Origin of the sequence: Phaeobacter gallaeciensis, assembly GCF_001678945.1 — a bacterium.
GTDB lineage: Bacteria > Pseudomonadota > Alphaproteobacteria > Rhodobacterales > Rhodobacteraceae > Phycobacter > Phycobacter gallaeciensis_A.
On sequence record NZ_CP015124.1, the window covers coordinates 2,698,968 to 2,721,164 of the forward strand.

General features: G+C 61.0%; 19 protein-coding genes and 1 pseudogene. 7 read left to right on the forward strand and 13 right to left on the reverse strand.

Going from position 1 to position 22,197, the window contains the following annotated elements; all coding sequences use genetic code 11:
• Window positions 1–53 precede the first annotated feature (53 nt).
• From JL2886_RS19605 to JL2886_RS12870, 6 genes are all read right to left on the reverse strand, one after another.
• Entirely contained in the window at window positions 54–1,736 is a 1,683-nt protein-coding gene (locus tag JL2886_RS19605) for a calcium-binding protein (RefSeq protein ID WP_197492316.1), read from the reverse strand.
• 224 nt (window positions 1,737–1,960) lie between these two features.
• Window positions 1,961–3,205: an FAD-dependent oxidoreductase gene (locus JL2886_RS12850; protein WP_065272370.1), complete on the reverse strand. Its 1,245-nt coding sequence runs from the start codon at window positions 3,203–3,205 to the stop codon at window positions 1,961–1,963.
• Window positions 3,202–4,002 (reverse strand): ABC transporter permease, encoded by an 801-nt coding sequence (locus JL2886_RS12855; protein ID WP_065272371.1) that lies wholly within the window; start codon window positions 4,000–4,002, stop codon window positions 3,202–3,204. Before JL2886_RS12855 ends, JL2886_RS12850 begins: the two co-directional genes overlap by 4 nt.
• On the reverse strand, window positions 3,995–4,762 hold the full coding sequence (locus JL2886_RS12860; RefSeq protein ID WP_065272372.1) for an ABC transporter ATP-binding protein: 768 nt from the start codon (window positions 4,760–4,762) through the stop codon (window positions 3,995–3,997). The genes JL2886_RS12855 and JL2886_RS12860 overlap by 8 nt, the downstream gene beginning before the upstream one ends.
• A 78-nt stretch (window positions 4,763–4,840) precedes the next feature.
• A complete protein-coding gene (locus tag JL2886_RS12865; RefSeq protein WP_065272373.1) occupies window positions 4,841–5,854 on the reverse strand; it encodes an ABC transporter substrate-binding protein in 1,014 nt (337 codons plus the stop codon).
• Window positions 5,855–5,879: 25 nt separating this feature from the next.
• Window positions 5,880–6,545: a GntR family transcriptional regulator gene (locus JL2886_RS12870; RefSeq protein ID WP_065272374.1), complete on the reverse strand. Its 666-nt coding sequence runs from the start codon at window positions 6,543–6,545 to the stop codon at window positions 5,880–5,882.
• Between the two features lie 84 nt (window positions 6,546–6,629).
• Between JL2886_RS12870 and JL2886_RS12875 the strand changes: the two genes are divergently transcribed.
• Window positions 6,630–7,415, forward strand: a complete 786-nt coding sequence (locus JL2886_RS12875; RefSeq protein ID WP_065272375.1) for a shikimate dehydrogenase family protein — start codon at window positions 6,630–6,632, stop codon at window positions 7,413–7,415.
• Window positions 7,416–7,463: 48 nt separating this feature from the next.
• Here the strand turns inward: JL2886_RS12875 and JL2886_RS12880 are convergent, their stop codons facing one another.
• From JL2886_RS12880 to JL2886_RS12895, 4 genes are all read right to left on the reverse strand, one after another.
• Window positions 7,464–8,090, reverse strand: coding sequence for a nucleoside/nucleotide kinase family protein (locus JL2886_RS12880; protein WP_065272376.1), 627 nt, complete (start codon window positions 8,088–8,090; stop codon window positions 7,464–7,466).
• The gene (locus JL2886_RS12885) at window positions 8,087–8,881 is read right to left on the reverse strand and encodes an ATP-binding cassette domain-containing protein (RefSeq protein WP_065272377.1); all 795 of its coding nucleotides are present in this window, start codon (window positions 8,879–8,881) and stop codon (window positions 8,087–8,089) included. Before JL2886_RS12885 ends, JL2886_RS12880 begins: the two co-directional genes overlap by 4 nt.
• The gene (locus tag JL2886_RS12890) at window positions 8,857–9,939 is read right to left on the reverse strand and encodes an ABC transporter permease (protein WP_065272378.1); all 1,083 of its coding nucleotides are present in this window, start codon (window positions 9,937–9,939) and stop codon (window positions 8,857–8,859) included. Before JL2886_RS12890 ends, JL2886_RS12885 begins: the two co-directional genes overlap by 25 nt.
• A gap of 110 nt (window positions 9,940–10,049) precedes the next feature.
• Complete coding sequence (locus JL2886_RS12895) at window positions 10,050–11,060, reverse strand: sugar ABC transporter substrate-binding protein (RefSeq protein ID WP_217593298.1); 1,011 nt, start codon at window positions 11,058–11,060, stop codon at window positions 10,050–10,052.
• A gap of 181 nt (window positions 11,061–11,241) precedes the next feature.
• Between JL2886_RS12895 and JL2886_RS12900 the strand changes: the two genes are divergently transcribed.
• The 4 genes and pseudogenes from JL2886_RS12900 (at window position 11,242) to JL2886_RS12915 (ending at window position 16,224) form a co-directional block, all read left to right on the forward strand.
• Window positions 11,242–12,453 carry an ROK family transcriptional regulator gene (locus JL2886_RS12900; RefSeq protein ID WP_237028370.1) on the forward strand — a complete coding sequence of 404 codons (1,212 nt, stop codon included), beginning with the start codon at window positions 11,242–11,244 and terminating at the stop codon, window positions 12,451–12,453.
• A gap of 67 nt (window positions 12,454–12,520) precedes the next feature.
• Window positions 12,521–13,447, forward strand: coding sequence for a carbohydrate kinase family protein (locus tag JL2886_RS12905; protein WP_065272381.1), 927 nt, complete (start codon window positions 12,521–12,523; stop codon window positions 13,445–13,447).
• A 77-nt stretch (window positions 13,448–13,524) separates the two neighbouring features.
• Window positions 13,525–14,588: pseudogene (locus JL2886_RS12910) on the forward strand (IS5 family transposase).
• Window positions 14,589–14,646: 58 nt separating this feature from the next.
• On the forward strand, window positions 14,647–16,224 hold the full coding sequence (locus tag JL2886_RS12915; RefSeq protein WP_065272382.1) for an oleate hydratase: 1,578 nt from the start codon (window positions 14,647–14,649) through the stop codon (window positions 16,222–16,224).
• A 444-nt stretch (window positions 16,225–16,668) separates the two neighbouring features.
• Here JL2886_RS12915 and JL2886_RS12920 read toward each other — a convergent pair whose 3' ends face one another.
• The gene (locus JL2886_RS12920) at window positions 16,669–17,397 is read right to left on the reverse strand and encodes a class II aldolase/adducin family protein (RefSeq protein WP_065272383.1); all 729 of its coding nucleotides are present in this window, start codon (window positions 17,395–17,397) and stop codon (window positions 16,669–16,671) included.
• Window positions 17,394–18,542: a TauD/TfdA family dioxygenase gene (locus JL2886_RS12925; protein ID WP_065273690.1), complete on the reverse strand. Its 1,149-nt coding sequence runs from the start codon at window positions 18,540–18,542 to the stop codon at window positions 17,394–17,396. The genes JL2886_RS12920 and JL2886_RS12925 overlap by 4 nt, the downstream gene beginning before the upstream one ends.
• 113 nt (window positions 18,543–18,655) lie before the next feature.
• On the opposite strand from JL2886_RS12925, the gene JL2886_RS12930 reads away from it, so the two are divergent.
• The gene (locus JL2886_RS12930; RefSeq protein WP_065272384.1) at window positions 18,656–19,546 is read left to right on the forward strand and encodes a LysR family transcriptional regulator; all 891 of its coding nucleotides are present in this window, start codon (window positions 18,656–18,658) and stop codon (window positions 19,544–19,546) included.
• Here JL2886_RS12930 and JL2886_RS12935 read toward each other — a convergent pair.
• On the reverse strand, window positions 19,543–20,424 hold the full coding sequence (locus tag JL2886_RS12935) for a LysR substrate-binding domain-containing protein (RefSeq protein ID WP_065272385.1): 882 nt from the start codon (window positions 20,422–20,424) through the stop codon (window positions 19,543–19,545). The two genes, JL2886_RS12930 and JL2886_RS12935, sit on opposite strands and share 4 nt — an antisense overlap.
• Window positions 20,425–20,588: 164 nt before the next feature.
• Between JL2886_RS12935 and JL2886_RS12940 the strand changes: the two genes are divergently transcribed.
• On the forward strand, window positions 20,589–22,196 hold the full coding sequence (locus JL2886_RS12940) for a GMC family oxidoreductase (RefSeq protein WP_065272386.1): 1,608 nt from the start codon (window positions 20,589–20,591) through the stop codon (window positions 22,194–22,196).
• Window position 22,197: the final 1 nt, after the last annotated feature.

Consider the following 22,197-nt stretch of genomic DNA (forward strand, 5'->3'; position numbering starts at 1 on the left):
ATGTGTTGCTGGCAGCGTTCTTCGTTTTCATTGCTCCGCCCGGGGCGGTGAGGTCAGAGCGCGAACCAGTCTGCCTCTGCCGCATCGGTGCCAAGGACCTTGATCACAAAGTCTGCATTTCCATCACCGTCCACATCGCCCGCGATGCGCTGGAAATCACCACGATCCGCCGCACGAAGTTCCCCTGCGGTGCCGCTGAAGTGAGCACTGCCGATAAAGGTAAAGGCGTCGTCCTCTTCAGTGGAGCTGTCAGCGTCGATCCGGTCCAGTCGGATGATATCGAGATCGTCGCTCGCGAAATCGGCGATAGTGTCGGTCCCTCTCGGACCCGAAAGCCGGAAAAAGAAATCGTCGGCTCCGTCGCCACCGGTCAAAAGGTCGGCGCCGCGGCCGCCCCGCAGGATGTCATCGCCCGCGCCACCGTCCATGGTATCGTCACCAGCGCCGCCGTTCAGTTTGTCGGACCCGCGACCACCAAACAGCTTGTCGTTGCCGCCACCGCGGACCAGCACATCGTCGCCAAACCCACCCCGCACAACGTCATTGCCCGCGCCACCTTCGAGGCTGTCATCGCCAAGGTTGCCTTTCAGCGTGTCGTTGCCTTCGCCGCCGTCAATCAGATCGTCGCCTTCGTGGCCAAGGACCAGATCATCACCGCCCCAGGAGGCGATGTAGTCGGCGTAGGAACTACCCTCGATGACGTCGTCGGTCGCCTCTGGCGCAGCGATTTCCGTGGTGCCGACGTATTCGTGCAGCACGTAGATGGCTTCGCGGGCGTCTTCCACCGACTGCGCCCAGTCGTTGATCCCGGCTGCCGAGCCTTCGGCCATTTCATAGCTCTCGCCATCGGCAGAGAGTGTCATGTACTCGTCCACCCAGTCCTTGCCGGTACCAACGTCATTGACGCCGTCGCCGTTGCGGTCCTTGCCCCAGATCACGTCCAGCAGTGTACGCTGCACTGCCTCAAGGTCGGAGGGATCTCCGTCCATGTCCTGGTACCACTGGACCCAGGCATCTCCATAGGTGGCGATGCGGTCATAGTCAAAGGTCTCTGCGCTGCCATTGGTAAAGCCGAAATAGTCGATTGTCTGAGTGTCGCCGGAACCGGTGACTTCGTTCACCCCCATGAAGGTATGCGCGGTGAGCGTCGCGTCCATGCTGACCGGGTGGAACTTGGAAAAGACACCGGCCAGCAGCCCGGTGGGGTTCCAGCCCGCGTTCATCAGGTCGATCAGCGATTGCGGAATGTTCCCGGCGACATTCGCCTGAACCTCGGTCCAGCTTGTTGCGCCGCCTGCGGTCATGATCAGCTTGTAAAGCGCGAGGTTCTCGCGTGGGGAATCGATCAGGACACCGTCCACCATGATGCGGCCCGACGCATCAGTCGTGATCTCGGTTCCGGCGTTGATCTTGCCAAGCGCCTCTTCCAGAGCGGATTCGACTACCTGATCGGGCGAGCGCATAATGTTTGCCCGCTCCATCTCGATTTCCTGGATGTAATCCAGCTGGTCAGCTGGGACTTCGTATTCGCCTTCTCCGCCTTCGACGAGGTGGATCGGAAAGGTCTCGCCGGTTTCAGGATTATAGCCGATCGGCACGATCTGGCCGTTCTCATCCAGCACCGGTTCACCGTTGCCGCCTCCATCACTTGGGTCAAGATCCCGGGTCAGCACCCAAAGATCACCATATAAGTCGCCTTGAGCGGCGCCGCCGGAAGTTGAAACTGAATCTGCCATAACCGTCTCCATCGTTAAGCACGCCCTGGTGCTGTCGCATTTAACGTTGGCCAGTGTATGCAAGCGCAGTCGCTACACTTTGATCGATATCATCTTTGAGTGGAAATTCTGTCGGCACAGTCCATAGCCTGATTCGCTGACGGCATTTGCACCAGCTTTTCTTACCAGCGCTGCGCCGATGGCAGCGGCTGGCAATTGCTGGGCTGGTGCGATTGGGCTGGGGGTCAACCCAGTTTACGCCATTCCTGTTGCGCGCCCATGCCTTGCCCCGGGGCAGCGGCGGCCCGTCCAGCGGCCTCTCCGGTCGCAAAGGCGGTGCCCATCACCCGAATAGAGGCATAGGCCATCGGATCGGCGCCGATGGTGCGCCCGGCGAAATAGAGGTTATCCACGCCCTTGGCGCGCAAGGCGTCCAGCGGGATGGAGGCACACCCGGTTCCGCCTACGGGGGTATAAATCGGTTGTCCGGGGACCGTGTGATCCTCCATTGGCCAAGCCGCCTTGGCCACCTCGTCGTCGCGCTGGCGCCCGGTGGCAATATCTTCTCCGGTCAGTTCATAACGGGCTGCTGGGTGGCGGCTTTCCCGGATGCCGATCTGCGGGCCGGTCTGCACCAGATAGGCGTTTTCAAACCCAGGCACATCAGAACGCAGCAGCGCGACATAGTCGTGTGCCGCTTCGCGCGCGGCGCGTTCGGCCGTGCTGAAACTGGCGGAACTCAGATCTGGCATCGGGTGGTCGAACATCATCCACCACATCTCACCGGTGTTGGGTACTTCGGTGTAGATGCCGCCGTCATCGCGAGCAGAGGGCCAGCGTCCATTGCGCCTGTAGCGTGCAAAGGCTGCCTTGATGGCCTCGCGGTCTATTGGCTGTGACCGGTCACGCCCGGCGATCCGAATGGGTGCTGAGATTGCCTGCAGGTTGCCGTTGGTATCCCCGGTGCGGCAGGGAATACCGGCGACCAATGACAGGTTGGCATCTCCGGTGGCATCCACAAATGCCTCGGCCACCACCCGGGTTCGCCCGTCCATACCGGCCAATGTCACCGCTTCGATACGATCCGACGTGCGTGTCACAGCCGCCACGCGGGTATGGAGCAACACGTCAACGCCCTGCGCCGCCAGCACCCGGTCTAGTGCCAGTTTGACCGCTTCTGGTTCCAGAAGGATGATCCAGTTGAGCGTCGTCGGCGATTGAAACGGTGCGCAATCCAGCCCGAGGTTGCGCAGCTCATCCAGGACCAGATCGGCTACCCCTCCTACGACTTTGATGGGCTCAGGCCCCTGCTGATAAAAACCGCAGTAGGCCAGCACCTGTGCGTTGGTCGCGGCGCCGCCAAGGAAACCGTATTTTTCGACCAGTAGGACCCGCGCCCCGGACTGGGCCGCGCCAAGTGCGGCACCAACCCCCCCTGCGCCGCCCCCTGCGATGACGACATCATAGTCGCTTTCGGGTTTTGCCATCATGTCCGCCACCCCAGCAGGCGCCGTTCGATAAACCCGATCACTGCGCTGGTGATGACGCCCAGAAGCGACAGGATCACCACGCCAGCGAACAGCCGTTCCAGATCATAAAGCGAGCCCGCTTCGAGGATATAGGCCCCGATGCCATATTCCGCGCCCAGCATTTCTGCCGCGACCAGAAGGATGATGGCGATGGCAAGGCTGATGCGAAGACCGGACAGGATCCCCGGCATGGCGCCCGGCAGGACGATCTTGCGCACGATGGACCACCAGGACAGGCCAAAGCTTTGCCCCATGCGGATCAGCGTGCGGTCGACGTTGTCGACCGCGCTGTAGGTAGCGACCACCGTGGGGGTGAATGTGCCAAAGGCGATCAGCGCATATTTCGATCCTTCTCCAATCCCGAACCAGATCACGAAAAGCGGCAGCAGCGCGATTTTCGGAATGGGGAATATGGCCGCAACCAGCGGCACCAGCCCGGAGCGGATGTAGGAAAACAGGCCGATCAGCACCCCGATACAGATACCAAGGCAGGCGCCGATGGCAGCGCCAACCGCCAGACGGGTCAGCGACGGGCTAAGGTGTTTGAACAGCATGCCGCTGTCATACAGCTCCCGGAAGGTATCCAGCACGTCCGAGGGGCGCGGCAGGGTCAGGGCGGAAATCCAACCCGTGCGGGTGCCCCATTCCGCCAGCAGGATCAGGGCGACAAAAACGGCCACGCCGACCCAGCGACGTGAGTGCGGCGCAAAACCACCGCCCCGGAATGCGACGGGTTTTTCTTGTGTCATGTCAGACATGGATCAGCTCCGCATCTGCAGCCCGCGCCTCTTCGCGCATTAGCTGCCACAGGTGTTTCTGGTGGGCATCAAGATCAGCATCGCCAAAGGCGCGCTCGGACAGGGGTTTGTCGATTTCGACGATCTCCCGGATCTGGCCGGGGCGGCGCGACAGAACCACGACCTTGTGGCCTAGTCGGACCGCTTCGGCCAAGTTGTGCGTCACGTAGACGGCAGTGAACGGCTGGCGCATCCAGAGATCGACCAGATCGTCCATCAACAATTCACGGGTCTGGCTGTCGAGCGCAGAAAGAGGTTCATCCATCAGCATCACGGCGGGCTTAACCGCAAGGGCACGTGCGATTGCGACGCGTTGCTTCATGCCACCCGACAGTTGCTTGGGCAGGGCCTGGGAGAAATCGCTGAGCTTGGTGCGGGCCAGCACATCGTCGATAATCCGCTTTGCCTCGGCGCCCTTGATGCCGTGGTCCTCCAGCACCAGCGAGATATTCCCCGAGACGCTGCGCCACGGCAGCAGGGCGAAATCCTGAAAGATATAGGTGAGCGGGTTTAGGCACCCCTCGGGCGGTGTGCCCAGTTGCAGAACCTGGCCCTTACTGGGGCGCTCAAGCCCGCCGATAAAGCGCAAGAGGGTGGATTTACCGCATCCCGACGGTCCCACGATGCAAACGATCTGCCCGTCCGCGATGTCGAGAGAGATATCCCGCATCACTTCGAAATCGTTATAGGAATGGCTGATGCCGTCCAGACGGATGTCCATGCGCTGTCCTTTGACTACAGGAGAAGGACGGGCGCCCCGCAAAAAGCAAGGCGCCCGGAAGAACGTACAAGGCGTGGCTTAGGCGCCCAGCGTTTTGACGTAGGAATCGTCGACCAGCGTGTCGAGCGTGATATCGCCATCGACAAGACCCTCGGACTGGAACCAGCTCAGCTGGTCCTGAACGCTGGCGATATTCAGCTCCGCACCCTGGCTCAGCCGCATGGTGCCATTGATGATCGAGGGAGCCGCCTTTTCGCGGGGACGGTCTGTGTAGACGTATTTGTGGATCAGATCGACCATCTCGTCCTGATCTGCAGTGCCATCGATCATGGCTGCGGCATAATCATCGACCCCGCGCGAGAAGCCCTGAAGGAAGCTTTCGGTCAGTCCGCGTTCCTTGGCCGCGTTATTGGCCGAGGTGAAGACAGTGGTCACCTGGTAGTCGGGAATGTAGTCCGACACGTTGCCCACCATGTGCCAGGCACCGGCGGCCGCCAGCGGTTTGGCGATATGGGGCACGATGGACCAGCCATCGACCTGGCCCGATTTCATCGCGCCGATAATCGCGCCGACCTTTTGCAGCGGCGTAAAGCTGAGGTTGATGCCTTCGGCAGCGGCCATTTTGGCGCCCATGTAGTGGAAGGACGAGCCGGCCTGTGTGACGGCGTATTTCTTGCCGTCCAGGTCCTTCAGCGTCTTGATACCGGCCTGATAAGAGGCATCCGAGATCAGGTACTTCTGTCCGTCGATGCCGTCCTCTTCGGTCAGGGCGCCGCCGATCACCTTGATCGCGCCCTTGTCCGCGAGGCTGATCAGCCCGCCGGAAATGGCGGTTACGGCATAATCCACATCGCCCGATGCGATGGCCACGGCCATCGGCTGCGCGGCCTGGAAGAACTCCAGTTCCACATCCAGCCCGGCATCCGCGAAATAGCCGCGCTCCTGCGCGATAAAGCTGGCAGAATGCGAGGTGAAGCGCAGCGCGCCCACCTTGATTTTCTTGTTCTGGGCCAGCGCAGGGGCGGCAAGCCCCGTCGCGGCCACGGTTCCGCCCATCAGGGCCAATGCCTTACGTCGATTGAGTTTCATCATGATCTTCCTCCCTTATAGATCAGTGTTACGCCTTCAGATCTGCTCCGATCTCTTCCTTCAGCAGGGCCAAAGCCGTGGTTTCGTCTCTGTCCAGAACCGCATCAAGCAGCGCTTTTTGCCGGGCCTTGCGAGCGGCCCAGTTCAGCTTGCCTTCGCGCAGCAGCGCCAGCCTAAAGCGGCGGCTCTGGTCGAAGAACTTGCGCTGCAAATCGATCAGGCGCGGGCTGTCGCAGGCCGCGATCAATGCCGTGGCAAAGGCGCGGCAGGCATCATCCCATTCCAGCGCCGTCAGATCGTCCGGGGTCGTGGCTACGGCGGCCTCGGCCTTTTGCAGGGCGTGATGGGCGGCAACGACCTGCCCCTCCCAGGCGACATCTCCCAATGCGATCGCGCGCGACAGGGCGATGCTTTCAATTTCCTGCCGGACAAGTTGAATGTCGCGCAGGTCGTCCTCGGTCGCCGAGGTGACGCGAAACCCGCGCTGCGCGGCGCCTTCGACCAGACCTTCAGAGGACAGGATGCGCAGGGTTTCCCGCATGGAATGGTTGGAGCCACCGTAGCGGCTGCGCAGCTCATTCAGCTTCAGCTTCTGATCCGGCAGCAGGGTGCCGAACGCGATGTCCTTCCGTAGCGAGGACGCCAGCAGTTCGACGATGGTGCTGTCTTCATTTTTCTTGCCAGAGAAGATCATTTCATTCCATATACGCAAAAATGTTGGATATTTTTAAAAGTGCCTCACATTACTGTCAACCTTCAACTTTCGGAGCGCCGCATTATGGACATCTCAGGGACGACCAAGCTGCTGCCGATTATCGGTGCCCCCGTCGCGGGGGTGGTGTCGCCGCCGGGTATGAACGACTGGTTTCGCACCCGCGGTATCGACTGCCGAATGCTGCCCCTGGACGTTCCGGCCCCTGTGCTGACCGAGTTCTGGACGCTGCTGCGCGCCTCCGAGACGTTTCTGGGCTGCTCGATCACCTATCCGCACAAACAGGCGGCCTTTCAGGAAGCGGACCGGGTGACGGACCGGGCCGGGCGCATCAGGGCCGTGAATACCCTGCGCCGTGAGGGCGATGTGCTTGTTGGCGACATGACGGATGGGCTGGCCCTTATGGAGGCGCTGCGCGTTTCTGGGGTGCCGGTTGCTGGTCGGTCGGCGCATATCATGGGGGCAGGCGGCGGTGCCGGTCGGGCCATTGCCGATGCGCTGTGCGAAACGGGCGTTAGCGACGTTGTTCTCAGCGACACGGATGAGAGGCGGCTGGCGGAAACGGCAGCCATCCTGCGCGCGCATTGGCCCAAGGTCCGCATTTGGGAGGAAGATCGCGCCGCAGACATTCTGATTGACGCAACCCCGACCGGGAAAGACCAGACCGCTGGTCCGCTGTTCCCGGCTGAGCGGATCAGGGAGTGCATGGCCGTGTGCGATATCGCCGGGCTACAGGGCGAAAGCAAATTCCTGCGACTGGCCGCTGAGCTGGGCAAGCAGATCGTGGACGCCGCAGCCTTGGGGCGGGGGCAAATTTCTGTTCAGACGTCTTTTGTTTTCAAGGATGCCTGAGCCGACGCCGCCCTTCTCCCGTATTTTGATCTAGGTCGACACGGAAGACTAGCTGATCGTCTTGTCTGCCTTGAGCGAGGCCGCGGCGACCAGGCGGGCGTTTTCAAGGTCGTTACCTTCGGCGCGGGCCACGGCTTCGCTGTGCGGGAGACCGTGGTGGAGCCATCTATCGATCAGACGTTGGCGCAAAGTGGAAAGGTCGACGTTCAGAGAAATCGAGAAGTCCCAGAAGCGGCGCAGCTCCCGCCATCCGGGGGCATCAAACAGCAGGTAATTGCCCTCGACGATGACGGTGTCGCATGTCTCGGGAAGTAGGCCCGCGCCAGCAATTGCGATGTCCCGGTCCCGATCGAAAACCGGGAAGATCACCGACGGTGCATCGGGCAGGGCGCCGATAAGGCGCAGCAATCCTTCCACGTCGAAGGTCTCCGGCGCGCCCTTTCTGTCCAGAAGACCGCGCTGGGTTAGAATGGCATTGTCGAGATGGAAGCCATCCATTGGCACGACCTGGGTCTGGCACCCGGCGTCGTTCAGCTTGTTCGCAAGGACTGCCGCCAGCGTGGATTTGCCAGAGGCTGGCGGTCCGGCCAGAGCGACAAGTTTGCGTTGTCTGGACCGCGGCGCTGTCAGAATGGGATCCAGCAGCCTTTCGGCTATGGCTTCTGGCTCGTTCATGCCGCGTCCTGGGCGGGTGGCTCCTTGGCGCCGGTCATGAAGGCCACGGCATCGGACATGGTATAGTCCTTTGGATCGATGGTGCAGAGCCGTTTGCCCAGCCGGTGGATATGGATCCGGTCGGCGACTTCGAACACATGCGGCATGTTGTGGCTGATCAGGATGATCGGGATGCCGCGCGCCTTCACGTCCTGAATGAGTTCCAGCACCTTGCGGCTTTCCTTGACCCCCAAGGCCGCCGTCGGCTCATCCATGATGATGAACTTGGTGGCAAAGGCGGCCGCTCGGGCGACGGCGACACCCTGCCTCTGACCGCCTGACAGCGTTTCGACCGGCTGCTTGATCGACTGCACGGTCATCAGGCCAAGTTCGGTCAGTTTTTCCCGCGCGAATTTCTCCATCGCCGGTTTGTCCAGCATCCGTAGGTATTTGCCCAGAAATCCGGGTTTGCGGATTTCGCGTCCGGTGAACATGTTGTCGGCAATCGACAGGGCGGGGGACAGGGCGAGGGTTTGATAGACGATCTCGATGCCCATGTCGCGGGCCTCGATGGGGGAAGAGAAACTGACCGGTTTGCCTTCGATCAGGATTTCCCCCTCATCCGGGATGGTGGCGCCGCAGATCGCCTTGACGATCGAGGATTTGCCCGCACCGTTGTCGCCGATCACGGCCAGGATTTCCCCGGGGCGCAGTTCGAAATCCGAATGGTTGATGGCGGTGACGTGCCCGTAGCGTTTCACGATACCTTTGGCCTGAACGACTGGTGTCATGCCGAAACCCTCCTGATCCATTGGTCGATGGCGACCGCGATGATGATAAGCCAGCCGATGGCGAAGACCTGCCAGAGCACATCGACCCCGGCCATGCGCAGCCCCGACTGGAAAACGCCGACGATCAGCGCCCCGAAGAGCGCCCCAAGGATCGATCCGCGCCCGCCAAACAGCGAGATGCCACCGATTACCACGGCGGTGATGGACTGCAGGTTGCCTTCGTAAAAGGATTGCGGCGAGATCGAGCCGACCCGTCCGATCGAAGCCCAGCCCGCAATGGCGCAGACCAGACCGGCGAGCATGTAGACCGAGACCAGCGTGCGCTCGGTGCGGATGCCGGACAGTTCCGCCGCCTCCATATCGTCGCCTATGGCGTAGACGTGGCGCCCCCAGGCGGTCTTGTTCAGCATGTACCAGAGCGCAACAAAGATCACGACCATCAGGATCACGCCAAAGGTGATGCGGGCGCCGCCAATATTGAAGGCATTGCCGAAGAACTTCAGGAAAGGCGCTTGATCGTCGATGTCCTGGCTGCGGATCGACTGAGCTCCGGAGAGCCAGAGATTGAGCGCAAAGAAGATCGACCAGGTGCCGAGCGTGGTGATGAAGGGGGGCAGTTTGACCTTGGTGATCAGCAGCCCGTTCATGGCTCCCGCCGCCATACCCCCAGCGAACCCCAGCAGGATCGCAAAGGGGCTGGGCACGCCCAAGTTGACCGCTAGATTGCCCATGATGACCGACATCAGCACCATGATCGCCGCGACCGACAGATCGATGCCTGCGGTCAGGATGATCAGTGACTGCGCTGCTGCGAGCATGCCGATGATCGACACCTGCTGCAGGATCAGGCTGAGGTTGAAGGCGGAAAAGAACCGCCCTCCGGCGATCAGCCCGAAGGCCAGCAGGCTGATGACCAGCACGATGACCGGCACGAAAGTTGGGTTGTTGTGCAGGATATGCTGCACCCGGCTCAGCAGCGTTGTGTTGCGAACTTCGAACTGGGCGACGCGTGTATCACTTCCCTCCAGAACCTGTTCGTAGTGTTGGCCTTTTGAGCCCATTCCGGATGTCTCTGACATGACGACCTCCCCGGCCTGAAGCCTATGCTACGGCCTCTGATACGGTCAAAGGTTTCGTTTGATGGCATTTGGCCGGGGCATTTTCTGCCCCGGTCCTGTGTTTGCGGGATTTAGCCCCAGCACTTCTTCAGGCCGTCGGCCGAGCTGAGCGAGGGGATACCGTCGACCGGCGCATCTGTGATCAGTTCAACGCCGGTGTTGAAGAAATCCAGCCCTTCGGTGTTCGCCGGTTTGGTGCCGTTCTCGGCCCAGGCCTTGATCGCGTCGATACCGAGCGAGGCCATCCGCAGCGGGAACTGCATGGAGGTTGCGCCGATCACGCCCTCGCCGACATTCTGCACGCCGGGGCAGCCGCCATCGACGGAAACGACCAGCACGTCGTCTTCACGGCCCACCGATCTGAGCGCCTCATAGGCGCCGGCAGCGGCAGGTTCGTTGATCGTGTAGACCACGTTGATGCCCGGGTCGATCTGCAGAAGGTTCTCCATCGCCGTGCGGCCACCTTCTTCGTTGCCGTTGGTCACGTCGTGGCCAACGATACGCGGGTCATCTTCATCGCCGATATCGGTGGGGTCCTTGATGTCGATGCCAAAGCCCTGCAGGAACCCGCCGTCGCGCAGGTAGTCCACCGAGATTTCCGAGGCGTTCAGGTCCAGGAGAGCGATCTTGGCGTTTGCAGCCTCGTCACCCAGCTTTGCCGCGGCCCACTGGCCAATCAGCACCCCGGCCTTGAAGTTGTCGGTGGCAAAGGTCGCATCGGCCACATTGGCAGGTTCGAACGGCGTGTCCAGTGCGATCACCAGCGCACCAGCGTCACGGGCCTGGGTGATGACGGGCGTCAGGGCGCGGCTGTCCGTCGGGGTGATCAGGATGCCTTTGGCCCCCGATGCAATGCAGGTCTCAACCGCTGCGACCTGGCTTTCCACGTCGCCGTCAATCTTGCCCGCATAGGTGGACAGATTGATGCCGTTTGCTTCGGCTGCGGCGGTCGCGCCTTCCTTCATCTTCACGAAGAAGGGGTTGGTGTCGGTCTTGGTGATCAGACAGGCGTTGATCTCTGCATGCGCCGCGCCAGCCACCGAGGCCAGGGCGAGCGCGGAAATGGTCATGAGTTTTTTCACGTGGTCCTCCCGAAATTATTGTTCTCAATCCGGCTGGCTCCTCTCCAACCGGACCCGCCTAGAGCGATCTGGGCAGGTCGTGAGCCCTAAAAAGCCTGATTCCTCATAGGGTGTCAATTTGTTTGTTAACTTTACTAACTAATCGCCACGGAGTATCTTTCCTGAAGAAAGGCGGCAAACTATGTTCGTCCGAATGGACCATGTCAGTATCAAAGAACGAAGTGCCGGGGTGAATCAGCGGGGTGTTCGCGATCACAACGAACGCCTCATTCTTTCCATTCTGTTTCGCCACCGCGCCGTGTCCGCCGCCGAGATCGCCCGCCGGACCGGCCTGTCCCGCCCTACGGTCTCCACCATCCTGCGTAGGCTGGAGGACGACGGCTTCGTCCAGCGGGGGGAGCCGGTCAAGGGCAAGGTCGGCAAGCCTTCGATTCCCATCGAACTCGGCTCCGAAGGGGCCCTGTCCGTGGGCATGAACCTGGGCCGCAAGAGCGCGGATCTGCTGCTGCTGGATTTTGCCGGCAACGTGCGCCAGCAGCTGCGTACGACCTATGATTATCCCATGCCGGACGCGATCTTCGAATTCCTTAAAGACGGACTTGAAACCCTACTATCCGGCCTGACCGCAAAGCAGCAGGGTCGGGTCTGCGGCATCGGTATCGGGCGGCCTTTTGAGCTGTGGAAGTGGCATGATCTGACCGGCCCCGCCGCGGAAGAATTTCAATCCTGGCAAGATGTCGATTTTGCCACCGAAGTCGCCTGTTTCAGTGATCTGCCGGTTTTTGTCGTGAACGATGCCACGGCGGCCTGTCAGGCCGAGCATATGTTCGGGCGCGGCAAGGAGTTCCGCGATTACGCCTATTTCTTCATTGGGTCTTTCATCGGCGGCGGGGTGGCGATGAATGGCACCGTTTTCGAAGGCAATCGGGGCAATGCCGGGGCGCTGGGATCGATGCGCACCACCGGCCCCCTGGGCGAAAGCCTGCAACTGATCGATACCGCGTCGCTGCACCTGCTTGAGGCGCGCCTGGTAGAGGCCGGGATCGGTCCCGGAATCCTCTGGCGCAAACCGCAGGACTGGAGCGGTCTGGAACGCTATGTGGAGGCCTGGATCGGCACAACGGCACAGGAGTTGGCAAAGGCGTCCCTGTCGATATGCTCCGTCATCGATTTTGAAGCCATCATCATCGATGGCGCCTTCCCGGTCGCTGTGCGTGAGGAACTGGTCGAGCGCGTGCGCCGCTATCTGGCCAATCAAGACAAGCGCGGTTTGATCTCGCCGCAGATCGAGGCGGGAGTTGTTGGCGAAAACGCCCGCAGCATTGGCGCTGCCGGCGGTCCGATCTTCACGCAGTTCCTACTCGATACCAACGCCGGGCTGGCCGCGCTTTGACCCGGTTTCAACGCAAAATCCCGCGCGCAGGCGCGGCAGCGGCGCAGTACTGCGCGGAGCGAATGTCATGATCCTATGCTGTGGTGAGGCCCTGATCGACATGATCCCGACCCCGACCGATGGCGGGCGCGACGGGTTTGTGCCCCATTCCGGTGGCGCCGTGTTCAACACCGCCATCGCACTTGGGCGGCTTGGCGTGCAGACCGGTATGTTGACCGGCCTGTCCCGCGACATGTTCGGTCAGCAGCTTGTCGAGGACCTGAAGGCCAGCCAGGTGGACACGGCGCATGTCATCACCTCGGACCGCCCGACGACCTTGGCCTTTGTCAAACTGACGGATGGCCACGCGTCCTACAGCTTCTTCGATGAAAACTCGGCTGGCCGGATGCTGCTGCCTGCTGATATGCCGCTGCTGCCGGAGGATATCACGGCGCTCTATTTCGGCGGCATCAGCCTGGTCTGCGAACCCTGCGCCACCGCCTATGAGGATCTTCTGGCGCGCGAAGGCGCATCCCGCGCGGTGATGCTGGATCCGAACATCCGGCCGGGCTTTATCGAAGATATCAACCGTTTCCGCGCCCGCCTGGACAAGATGATGGCGCTGGCGGACATTGTGAAAGTGTCGGATGAAGACCTGAACTGGATTGTTCCAGGGCCGATGCCGCTGCCGGAAAAGGTTGCGGTCGTGCAAGCTAAGGGTCCTTCTGTGGTGGTCATGACCCAGGGCAGTAAGGGGGCGACGGGGTTTCTGGCGGGCGGAGTAGAGGTGTATTCGCCCGCATTGCCTGTCAAAATCGTCGACACGGTCGGAGCTGGGGACACGTTCAACGCCGGCCTGCTGGCCCGGTTCAGCGAACTGGGCGTCTTACAAAAAGCGGCCCTGCGCAACTTGCCCGTAGACATGCTTGCAAATGCGCTGTCTTTCGGAGCAGGTGTCGCCGCCGTGACCGTCTCCCGCGCGGGTGCGAACCCGCCCTGGGCGCGCGAACTCTGACAATATCGCAGCTATTGGCCTTGTTGCGCAAATGGGTCGTGGGGTTCACGGCATGAAACCAGCCTGGTGCTTGAGGCATGAGCAGTTGGGTCTCTACGAAGTACAAGACCACGAACTGGTCGTCTTACAATGAAGCGTTGAAGCAACGCGGATCGCTAACGATCTGGTTCGATCCCGACATGGCGTGGAAGCCCCCGCCGACCGGGAAACGTGGGAGGCAGCCGAGTTTCAGCGATGCGGCGATCCAGACCTGCCGTGATGTTCGGCATGCCACTGCGGCAGACAACCGGGTTCATGCAGAGCCTTCTTCATATGGTCAGGCTGGACTGGACCGTGCCTGACTTCAGCGCCTTGTGCCGCCGCCAGCGAACGCTGAACGTGAGCATCTCCTATCGCCCGCTGAACCTTCTGATCCCCTCTCAGGCATTGCTGCGCAATACCTTGCCGGGCAGCGGACAGCACCGGTATCAAGTCTGAGGGCGAAGGTGAGTGGAATGCCCGAAAGCATGGTGGCTCCAAGCGGCGGATCTGGCGCAAAATACACATCGGAATTCATGAGGAAACGCTGAAGGTCAGAGCCGTCGAGATCACCGGCGGCAATATCGGTGACGCGGCCATACTACCGGACCTGTTGGATCAGATCTGAGCGGATCAGGCCATCGCGACGGTCACCACCTATGGGGCCTACGACTCCCGTAAGTGCCACGAGGCCATTACCGCTCGAGATGCTGCCGCTGTCATCCTGCCGCGCAAGAACGCCGAACCTTGGAAACCCACCAGCGCCGGGGCCATAGTCGGCAACGAGACCGTCAATGCATCTCGATACCTCGGCGGCGCTGTTTGGCGACGATGGAGTGGATATCACCGCCGGAGCCGGGCCAAGTCAAAGATGAACTGCATCAAGCTGCTCGGCCAATCCCTGATGGTGCGTGACTTCGAGCGCCAGGTCGCGGAGCTGCAGGTCCGCATCGCCGTGCTGAACGGCTGCACTGCGCTTGGCATACCTGTCACAGTGGCTATAGGCGAAATCCGTCCGGGGAAAGGGGAAGATCCACCTTCAACCGATTTGCAAAAAAAGGCCGCCGTTGAGGTGGGTTCAGGGCCGAACAGACAGAACTCTCCCGGATTTGATCGGGATTAAAGCGTGGACATGAAACCTGTCCAAACTGTGAAAAGTTCTATCACAGGAGAGGCGGGTCATGCCCGAAGACGCAACGAAGTCACAGCACCATATCGTAGGTGGAGGTATCGCTGGTTTGTCGGCGGCGGTGTTTCTTTGCAGGGACGCAGGTGTGCATGGCGAGGACATATGCATCTACGAACAACTCGGTATCGTCGGCGGGTCGCTTGACGGGGCGGGTGACGCAGAGACCGGCTACCTGGTCCGGGGCGGTCGAATGTTCGAGGAACACTTTGCCTGCACCTTTGATCTGCTCGAAGGTATTCCATTGACGAGCGATCCGGCGAAGTCTGCCAAGGATGATATCTTCGAGTTCAACCGAATGGTGCCGGGCTCATCCAATTGCCGCCTTATTCGGGGCGGAAAGCCGGCAGAAGATCGCTATGATCTCACACTCGGCGCGCAAGATATCGTCGATCTCAACCGACTGCTCTTGTACCCGGAAACCGGATTGGGCGCTCAAAGGATAGACGACTGGTTCCAGCCCACCTTCTTCGACAGTAATTTCTGGTTGATGTGGTCCACAGTGTTTTCGTTCCAGCCTTGGCATTCCTTGGTCGAGATGCGGCGATACCTGCGTCGCTTCATCCACCTATTCCCTGGCTTCACCCGTATCACCGGCATTCTACGGACACGATACAATCAGTACGACTCGATGATTGCCCCGATCCTGACTTGGCTGCAGGCCCGCGGAGTACGCATCGAGACTGACAAATGCGTGACCGACGTGACGATCGAAGGCACGCGGCAGGACCGTCGTGTCACCTCTCTGACCCTGGACGATCACAAAACGGTTGAGGTCGGCTTGGACGACGGCGTCTACCTTACATTGGGGTCCATGACCGATGGATCGGTGCTCGGATCCGCGGACCGCGCACCGCTGCTCAACGAACAAGTCGCAGGTGGCTGGAGCCTCTGGCGGAAGCTGGCGTCGCAGTACGAAGGCTTTGGCAAGCCTGAAGTGTTCTGCGGCGACACAGGCAAGACCGGCTGGAACTCATTTACGGTGACGATGGACGGCCCCGATTTCTTCGAATTCATGGAGGATTTTACCAACAACCGAACTGGTACAGGCGGCTTAGTGACATTTGCCGATTCCGGTTGGACGCTATCTATTGTGCTGTTCCATCAGCCGCATTTCAGGGGGCAAAAACACGGCACCTACACCTTCTGGGGCTATGGGTTACGAGGTGACCGCAAAGGAGATTTCGTGAAGAAGCCAATGTGGGAAGCGACCGGGCTGGAAATCATCGAAGAGCTTTGCGGGCATCTGCGCTTGGCGGGTGATCAGCGAAAATGGTTCGAGAGTGCGAAAATCGTTCCCTGCCGGATGCCCTACATCACAAGCCAGTTCATGCCGCGTCAAGAGGGGGACCGCCCGGATGTGCGCCCGCATGGGGCTCGCAACTTCGCCGTAATAGGACAGTATTGCGAACTCCCTCGGGACTGTGTGTTCACGGTGGAATACTCAGTTCGCTCTGCACGAACTGCGGTCGCGAGTTTGACAGGTCGTGTAACCCCACCTCCTCCCGTGGCGCGTACCGATCTCGACCCAAGAGTGCTTATCCGCGCATCCCGTGTTCTTCTTGGAATATGACGCAATAAGGATTGCGCCGTATCTTGCCTCCGAGGCAAAAGGATCTCTGCCTCGCGCTTTTCAGGCCGCACTGACTTTCGTTGAACTGATCCGGTCGAGGAGGAACGACAGCCGAAATTTGACTGCAAACGACAGTGCGCGCACTGAGGAAGTCGCCTCCCCTTTGGACCATGTTGCGCGGTGCCATGAAAGGATGCTTTGGGGAGGTGCGCAGTAAGTTTGGCCATCCTGTCAAATGTCCGCTCTAGGGCCAGTCATGCCTGTTCCCTCCTCAAGGAGCCTTGGCTTTGCAAAGGCCACTTCGTGCGCCTAGCGGACACCATTGAAGGTGCTAGCGGCCCCCCTTCAAGCGGGCAACGCTTAAACTGTGCCGTCTAGTCGCCGTGGAAACCCTTTTTTCCAGGTAACCTGTTGTTTCTGTGACCTCAGGGTTCGGGGGAGTACTCAGCTTTGCCTCTGCGGGAGTACGCTACATAGGTATGAAAAATGCTTCTGGGCCATGCCGCGATAGGCGCGCCACCCGTCTGCCGTGTTCTGCGCAACTGCATCTGACAAAACGGCAAGGGGGCTGCCATCCGAGCGGGCCAGGATCAGGGTCTGAGCGGCCTTTTCGAAGAAATAGAGATCCTCAAAGGCCTCCGCCACCGTATCGCCGACAATGGTGACACCGTGGTTGCCCATGACCAGTACCGATTTGTCGCCAATCGCATCGGCCAGCCGCTCGCCTTCCTCGGTGGCATCAGCAATGCCACCAAAGGAAAGGTCATAGGCCGTGCGCCCGTAGAATCGGGCTGTGTTATTGTCGATCGGCACCATCGTTGGGTCCTTGAGGCAGGCCAGCGCAGTCGCATACGGCGAATGGGCGTGTAGCACGACCCGTGCCTCGGGCAGGCGGCGGTGCAGGGTGCCGTGTACACACCAAGCCGAGGCATCCGCCGTTGCGGGTGTTTCCCTGGACTGGCTGTCCAGCAACAGCAAGTCCTCTGGCGCGATGGTGTCGAAATGCTGCCATTTGGCGTTTAGCAGAAACTGCTGCCCATCGGCTGAGACCGCTGCGCTGAAGTGATTGCCGACGCTTTCCGACCACCCCAGCATGTGGCAGATACGGAAGGCATTTGCCAGATCCTCCCGCAGGACCTTCTCGGTATCGGGGAGTGTTGCTGCGTAGGTCATGCCTTGAACCGCCCTTCGCTGACCAGCGCGCGATAGGTGGAGCGCATCTCGGAGCGGTCCACGTAGCAGCCGCGCAGATAACGGTCGCCGCTGGTTGCCGTATAGGCGGCGCGGCCATGCACGATGCGGTGGTTGTCAAAGACCATGCATTCGCCGCCCTTCATCAGGAAACGCATCATGTATTTCTCTTCCTGCAGCATCCGACCAAAGCGGCAGAAGGCTGGGTAGTAATCGTCCAGCAGTTTTTGGTCGAGGTCGAAGATATCGGCCATATGCTGGCTGATGGTGAGGCCCTCGACCTCGCCGTGCTGATCCAGCTCGATCACATACTGGCGCGAGCGCGCATCATAGGTGTCATGTTCGCAGTAAAACGGGATCGGCACTTCGGTCAGCAGCTTGAAACCCTCGGGGTCGCGCTGGCGGAAGTCATTGGCCACCGCAACGCCATCGGCATAAAGGCTGTCACCACCTTCAACCGTGTTGACGCGGCAATGCAGGAACTGGATGCCGGGGGCGAACTCCTCTGCCGGGGTGTCGGTGTGCAGCTCCAGCGCGCCAGCGGTATAGGCGGTGTTGGTCGGGTTGATGTGGGTCTTCACATCGAAATAGGTGCCAAAGAAGGTCGGGCGCACGCAGCCCATCAGCTCGGCTGTTTCGGTCAGCCCTTCATCGGAGTCCGGCATGTCAGTTAGGATGGTGAAGCCGTGTACCAGCATCGCCTCGATCCATTTGGCGCGGGTGGCGTCATCGGCCACCAGCTCTGGCTGGGAAAACCGCGGAACCGAGGGGTAATGGTCACCGAACCAGGCGACGCGCGACAGGTCGGCGGGATCGTGGCGGGACTTGCCGCCCGCATAGGTTTCCAGCCAGGACAGGGGCAGGCGGGTGATGTGGTCTTCGTCCTGCCAGCGGATCACCAGCATGTCGCCCTCGAGCTCGGCAGTTTTGGCGCGCGGGGGCACGTCGAGGTGGAAGATATCGAAACTGCGTTCGCGTGTGACCGGGCTGAAGGAACTGGGGCAATTGTCGCGCAGCCAGTAGTAGTTGAAGTAGTGTGTCTTGCCGTCGGGCAGCGTAATGTCGAGGCCTTTTTCGCCAAGACCGGTTACGGCAGGGATAGCGAGGGGGGAGCTGAGATCGTTCATGGAGGAGCCGCGTTTGTTGATTTGCTTTCTGCCATGCAGCATTTCACGGGAAAGGGCCTTGACGACAGCCTGTTTCGGGTGAAGATAACTTAAGCTATGGATTAAGTTATTCGATGGAACATCTCCCGCCACTGCGCCTTCTTGTGACCTTTGAAGCCCTGTCGCGGCATGGTTCGATGCGGGATGCGGCGGCGCGTCTCAACGTGACCCAACCCGCAGTCAGTCAGGCGGTCAAGGCGCTGGAGGAACACGTGGGAGTCGCGTTGTTTGACCGGCGGGTGCGGCCCGCGCGCCTGACAGATGCTGGCGAGATGCTGTCGCGGGCAGTGCGTGAAGGGTTGGGGCGGATTGCGGCCACGCTGGAGGATATCCGGGCGTTGCATGCCATCGGGGAACGGCAGGTGACGGTCTCTTGCACCGTGGGAATGGCGACCTACTGGTTGATGCCAAGATTGCCAATGTTTTACGCGGATTACCCGGATATTACCGTAAACGTGCAGGCTCCGGCGAGCGATTTGCCAGTGATGACACCCGGTATTGATGTGGCTTTGCGCTATGGCAGTGGTGGCTGGCGCGAAGGGCGCACGGAAAAGCTGTTTTCTGAAGCGATTTGCCCAGTCGGTGCGCCTGCTTTGGTAGATCGGCTGTTGGCCGAGGGATGCGCGCTTGCCCAGGCGCCGCTGATCCATGTCCGCAATCCTAGCAATGGCAACTGGGCGGGCTGGGAAGACTATTTTCAGGCTCTTGGCATCCTGCGTCCGCGCGGTGGAGGTCAGGTGTTCAACAACTACGTGCAGGCGGCGCAGGCGGTCTACGACGGGCGTGGGCTTATGCTAGGGTGGCGGTCGATCACGGGGCAGGCAGAACGGGACGGAGCACTGAAGGCCTGGCCTGAGGGGGCATTGGATCTGGGCACAGGATATTTCGTTACGACGGCCAGCGCACCATCGCAGGACACGGGTTTTTTCCTCGAATGGGTGCGCAGGGAAGCCGCTGCGTTTTAAATCCTTTGCACCAGCAGCCAGTCGATCAGCTTGCGCACGTCTCGGTGCCTGCGCAGATCGTCTCGCTCCACCAGAACGAAATTTGTCTGCATGGGAAGGTCCAGATCAAAAGGCGCTACCAAGCGTCCCTCGTCCAGCGCGCGGCGGGCGAAACTGCGCGAGATGAGCGCGCAGCCGTGCCCCGCCGACAGGATCTGCATGGCGATCAAGGAGGAATCGGCCTTCATCCAGTGAGGCGGGCGCGGGGCATCAATGCCGCAGTGATGAAACAGGCGATCCCAATCCGTTTCCGATCCCACGACCTGAACGATATCCGCGCCGTCTAGGGTTTCCTGATCGGGCTCCGGGCCAAAATGGGCAGCATAATCCGGGTGACACACCAGCGTGGCTCCTTCCACGGGGAGCGGGTGAACCGTCTGCTCTGGCCATTCCCCTTCGCCATAGCGGATGTCCAGATCGACCCCGGCGCCATCAATCCGGTCTGACCAAACTGCGGTGGAGAGTTCGACGTCGATCTCCGGAAACTCCAGCGCAAAATCGCGCAGCAGCGGTGCCAGGATAAGGGCTGCAAAACTGATAGAGCAGCGCACGCGGACGACCGATTTGCTTTGCACCCGAAACAGCCCATCGGTGGCCGCCTGCATTTCGACAAAGGATTTGCGGACCGGGATCGCATAGGCCAGCCCGATATCCGTCAGTTGCACGCCTTTTGGCAGGCGCTTGAACAGCTGAATGCCAAGATGATGCTCCAGCTGGCGGATCTGTTGGCTGACGGCGGCAGGCGTCAGGTGCAGCTCCTCCGCGGCCGCGCTGAAGGAACTGTGACGTGCCGCTGCCTCGAAGGATCGCAGCCAATTGACATGAGGCAGCCTGCGCATGGGAGCTCCGTTCTTTGACCGGCCCATCATGCGGTGCTGCCAAATGGGTGGCAAGCCCTCCTGCCACAACCTGAATTGGGTCAAAGCGGTCATAGACATTGTTTGCAGTTCGGGGGCGCCCGCGCGCATCTGGAGGTACGTTTCCAGCAGCCGGATGCACGCCCATGACCGAAGCCCCATCGCAACAGCAGTATGACTTTATCATCGTCGGCGCAGGCTCGGCCGGATGTGTTCTGGCCGAGCGTCTGACCCGCTCCGGTCGCCATCGCGTGTTGCTGCTGGAGGCCGGCGGCAGCGACCGGAAGTTCTGGATCAAGCTGCCGGTTGGCTATGCCGTCACATTTGCAAGGGCGGCATTGAACTGGGGTGATCACGCGGCGCCGGATGTGGCATTGAACGGGCGGTCCATCTACTGGCCGCGGGGACGGGTGGTCGGCGGGTCGAGTTCGATTAATGCGATGGCCTATGTCCGGGGGCTGCCGCATGACTTTGACGACTGGGCGCGCGCGGGGGCCGAGGGCTGGAACTGGACGAAGGCCCGCGACACCTATCAAGCGCTGGAGACCCACTCGGATGGCACGGGCGATGGTCCCGTCTGGGTGCAGGATCTGTCCGATCAGATGCATCCATTCTCGGATCGTTTCCTGCAGGCTGCGCAGGAAGCTGGTCTTGGCACGGCAAAAGACATGAACGCAGAGGGCGCAGAAGGGCTTAGCCATTATCGCAGTACCGTTCGCGGCGGGATGCGCTGGTCCTCCGCCGATGCCTTTCTAAGGCCAGCCCTGCGGCGCCCTAACCTGACGCTGCTGACCCGCGCCGAGGTGCAAGGGCTTGACCTGGAAGGTGCCCGCGTCGTCGGTCTGCAATATACCCGCGGTGGCCAGCGATGCACTGCCCGCGCTGGGGAAGTGATCCTCAGTGCAGGCGCCATCAATTCCCCCCAGCTGTTGCAGCTGTCGGGCATCGGCCCGGCCGATCTGCTGCGGGAGCATGGGATCGAGGTGCGCCACAACCTGCCGCAGGTCGGCGAAGGGCTTCAGGATCATCTTGCCATTTCCTGGCAGTTTCATGCGCGGGAGCAGACACTCAACGCGGTTCTCGGCACCCTGTCCGGGCGACTGCGGGCAGGGGCCGCATATGCCCTGACGCGGCGTGGCCCGCTGTCTGTTCCGGTGAACCAGATCGGAGGCTTTGTGCGCTCTGGTGCGGATGCTCAGGCCCCGAACCTGCAACTGTTCTGCAATCCGGCGTCCTATGAGATCACCCCGAAAGGCAAGGTGGTGATGGACCGGCAGCAAGGCTACTTGCTCTCGGCGCAGCCCTGTCGCCCGACCAGTCGCGGCCGCATCCGGATCCGCTCTGCCGATCCGCGCGAAAGGCCGCTGATCGAGGCGAATTCACTGGCCACGCCCGAGGATCGCGGGATGGCTGTACGTGCCAGCCGGGTGTTGCAGAGATTGGCAGAAACGCCTGCGCTCAAGGCGGTGACATCCGGCTGCAAGACCAAGGGCTTTGCCGATATTGAGGATGAGGCTCTGCTCGAGGCCTTTCGCGCGCGGGCCTCAACGGTCTACCACCCGACCTGCACCTGCCGCATGGGAGAGGGGCCACAGGACTCAGTCGTCGACGGGCGGCTGCGGGTGCATGGCCTGGCCGGGCTGCGTGTGGTCGATGCCTCGGCTTTTCCCAACATCACCTCGGGCAACACCAACGCGCCAACAATGATGCTCGCCGCGCGCGCAGCAGATCTGATCCTGCAAGACAGCAGTTGAT

What these genes read in the sequence shown, in the direction of transcription:
- JL2886_RS12890 (WP_065272378.1), bottom strand. Translation starts at nt 9,939, where the DNA reads ATGTCAGAGACATCCGGAATGGGCTCAAAAGGCCAACACTACGAACAG.
- JL2886_RS12875 (WP_065272375.1), top strand. Translation starts at nt 6,630, where the DNA reads ATGGACATCTCAGGGACGACCAAGCTGCTGCCGATTATCGGTGCCCCC.
- JL2886_RS12855 (WP_065272371.1), bottom strand. Translation starts at nt 4,002, where the DNA reads ATGTCTGACATGACACAAGAAAAACCCGTCGCATTCCGGGGCGGTGGT.
- JL2886_RS12905 (WP_065272381.1), top strand. Translation starts at nt 12,521, where the DNA reads ATGATCCTATGCTGTGGTGAGGCCCTGATCGACATGATCCCGACCCCG.
- JL2886_RS12850 (WP_065272370.1), bottom strand. Translation starts at nt 3,205, where the DNA reads ATGATGGCAAAACCCGAAAGCGACTATGATGTCGTCATCGCAGGGGGC.
- JL2886_RS12925 (WP_065273690.1), bottom strand. Translation starts at nt 18,542, where the DNA reads ATGAACGATCTCAGCTCCCCCCTCGCTATCCCTGCCGTAACCGGTCTT.
- JL2886_RS12885 (WP_065272377.1), bottom strand. Translation starts at nt 8,881, where the DNA reads ATGGATCAGGAGGGTTTCGGCATGACACCAGTCGTTCAGGCCAAAGGT.
- JL2886_RS12930 (WP_065272384.1), top strand. Translation starts at nt 18,656, where the DNA reads ATGGAACATCTCCCGCCACTGCGCCTTCTTGTGACCTTTGAAGCCCTG.
- JL2886_RS12935 (WP_065272385.1), bottom strand. Translation starts at nt 20,424, where the DNA reads ATGCGCAGGCTGCCTCATGTCAATTGGCTGCGATCCTTCGAGGCAGCG.
- JL2886_RS12900 (WP_237028370.1), top strand. Translation starts at nt 11,242, where the DNA reads ATGTTCGTCCGAATGGACCATGTCAGTATCAAAGAACGAAGTGCCGGG.
- JL2886_RS12915 (WP_065272382.1), top strand. Translation starts at nt 14,647, where the DNA reads ATGCCCGAAGACGCAACGAAGTCACAGCACCATATCGTAGGTGGAGGT.
- JL2886_RS12880 (WP_065272376.1), bottom strand. Translation starts at nt 8,090, where the DNA reads ATGAACGAGCCAGAAGCCATAGCCGAAAGGCTGCTGGATCCCATTCTG.
- JL2886_RS12870 (WP_065272374.1), bottom strand. Translation starts at nt 6,545, where the DNA reads ATGATCTTCTCTGGCAAGAAAAATGAAGACAGCACCATCGTCGAACTG.
- JL2886_RS12920 (WP_065272383.1), bottom strand. Translation starts at nt 17,397, where the DNA reads ATGACCTACGCAGCAACACTCCCCGATACCGAGAAGGTCCTGCGGGAG.
- JL2886_RS12860 (WP_065272372.1), bottom strand. Translation starts at nt 4,762, where the DNA reads ATGGACATCCGTCTGGACGGCATCAGCCATTCCTATAACGATTTCGAA.
- JL2886_RS12865 (WP_065272373.1), bottom strand. Translation starts at nt 5,854, where the DNA reads ATGATGAAACTCAATCGACGTAAGGCATTGGCCCTGATGGGCGGAACC.
- JL2886_RS12940 (WP_065272386.1), top strand. Translation starts at nt 20,589, where the DNA reads ATGACCGAAGCCCCATCGCAACAGCAGTATGACTTTATCATCGTCGGC.
- JL2886_RS19605 (WP_197492316.1), bottom strand. Translation starts at nt 1,736, where the DNA reads ATGGCAGATTCAGTTTCAACTTCCGGCGGCGCCGCTCAAGGCGACTTA.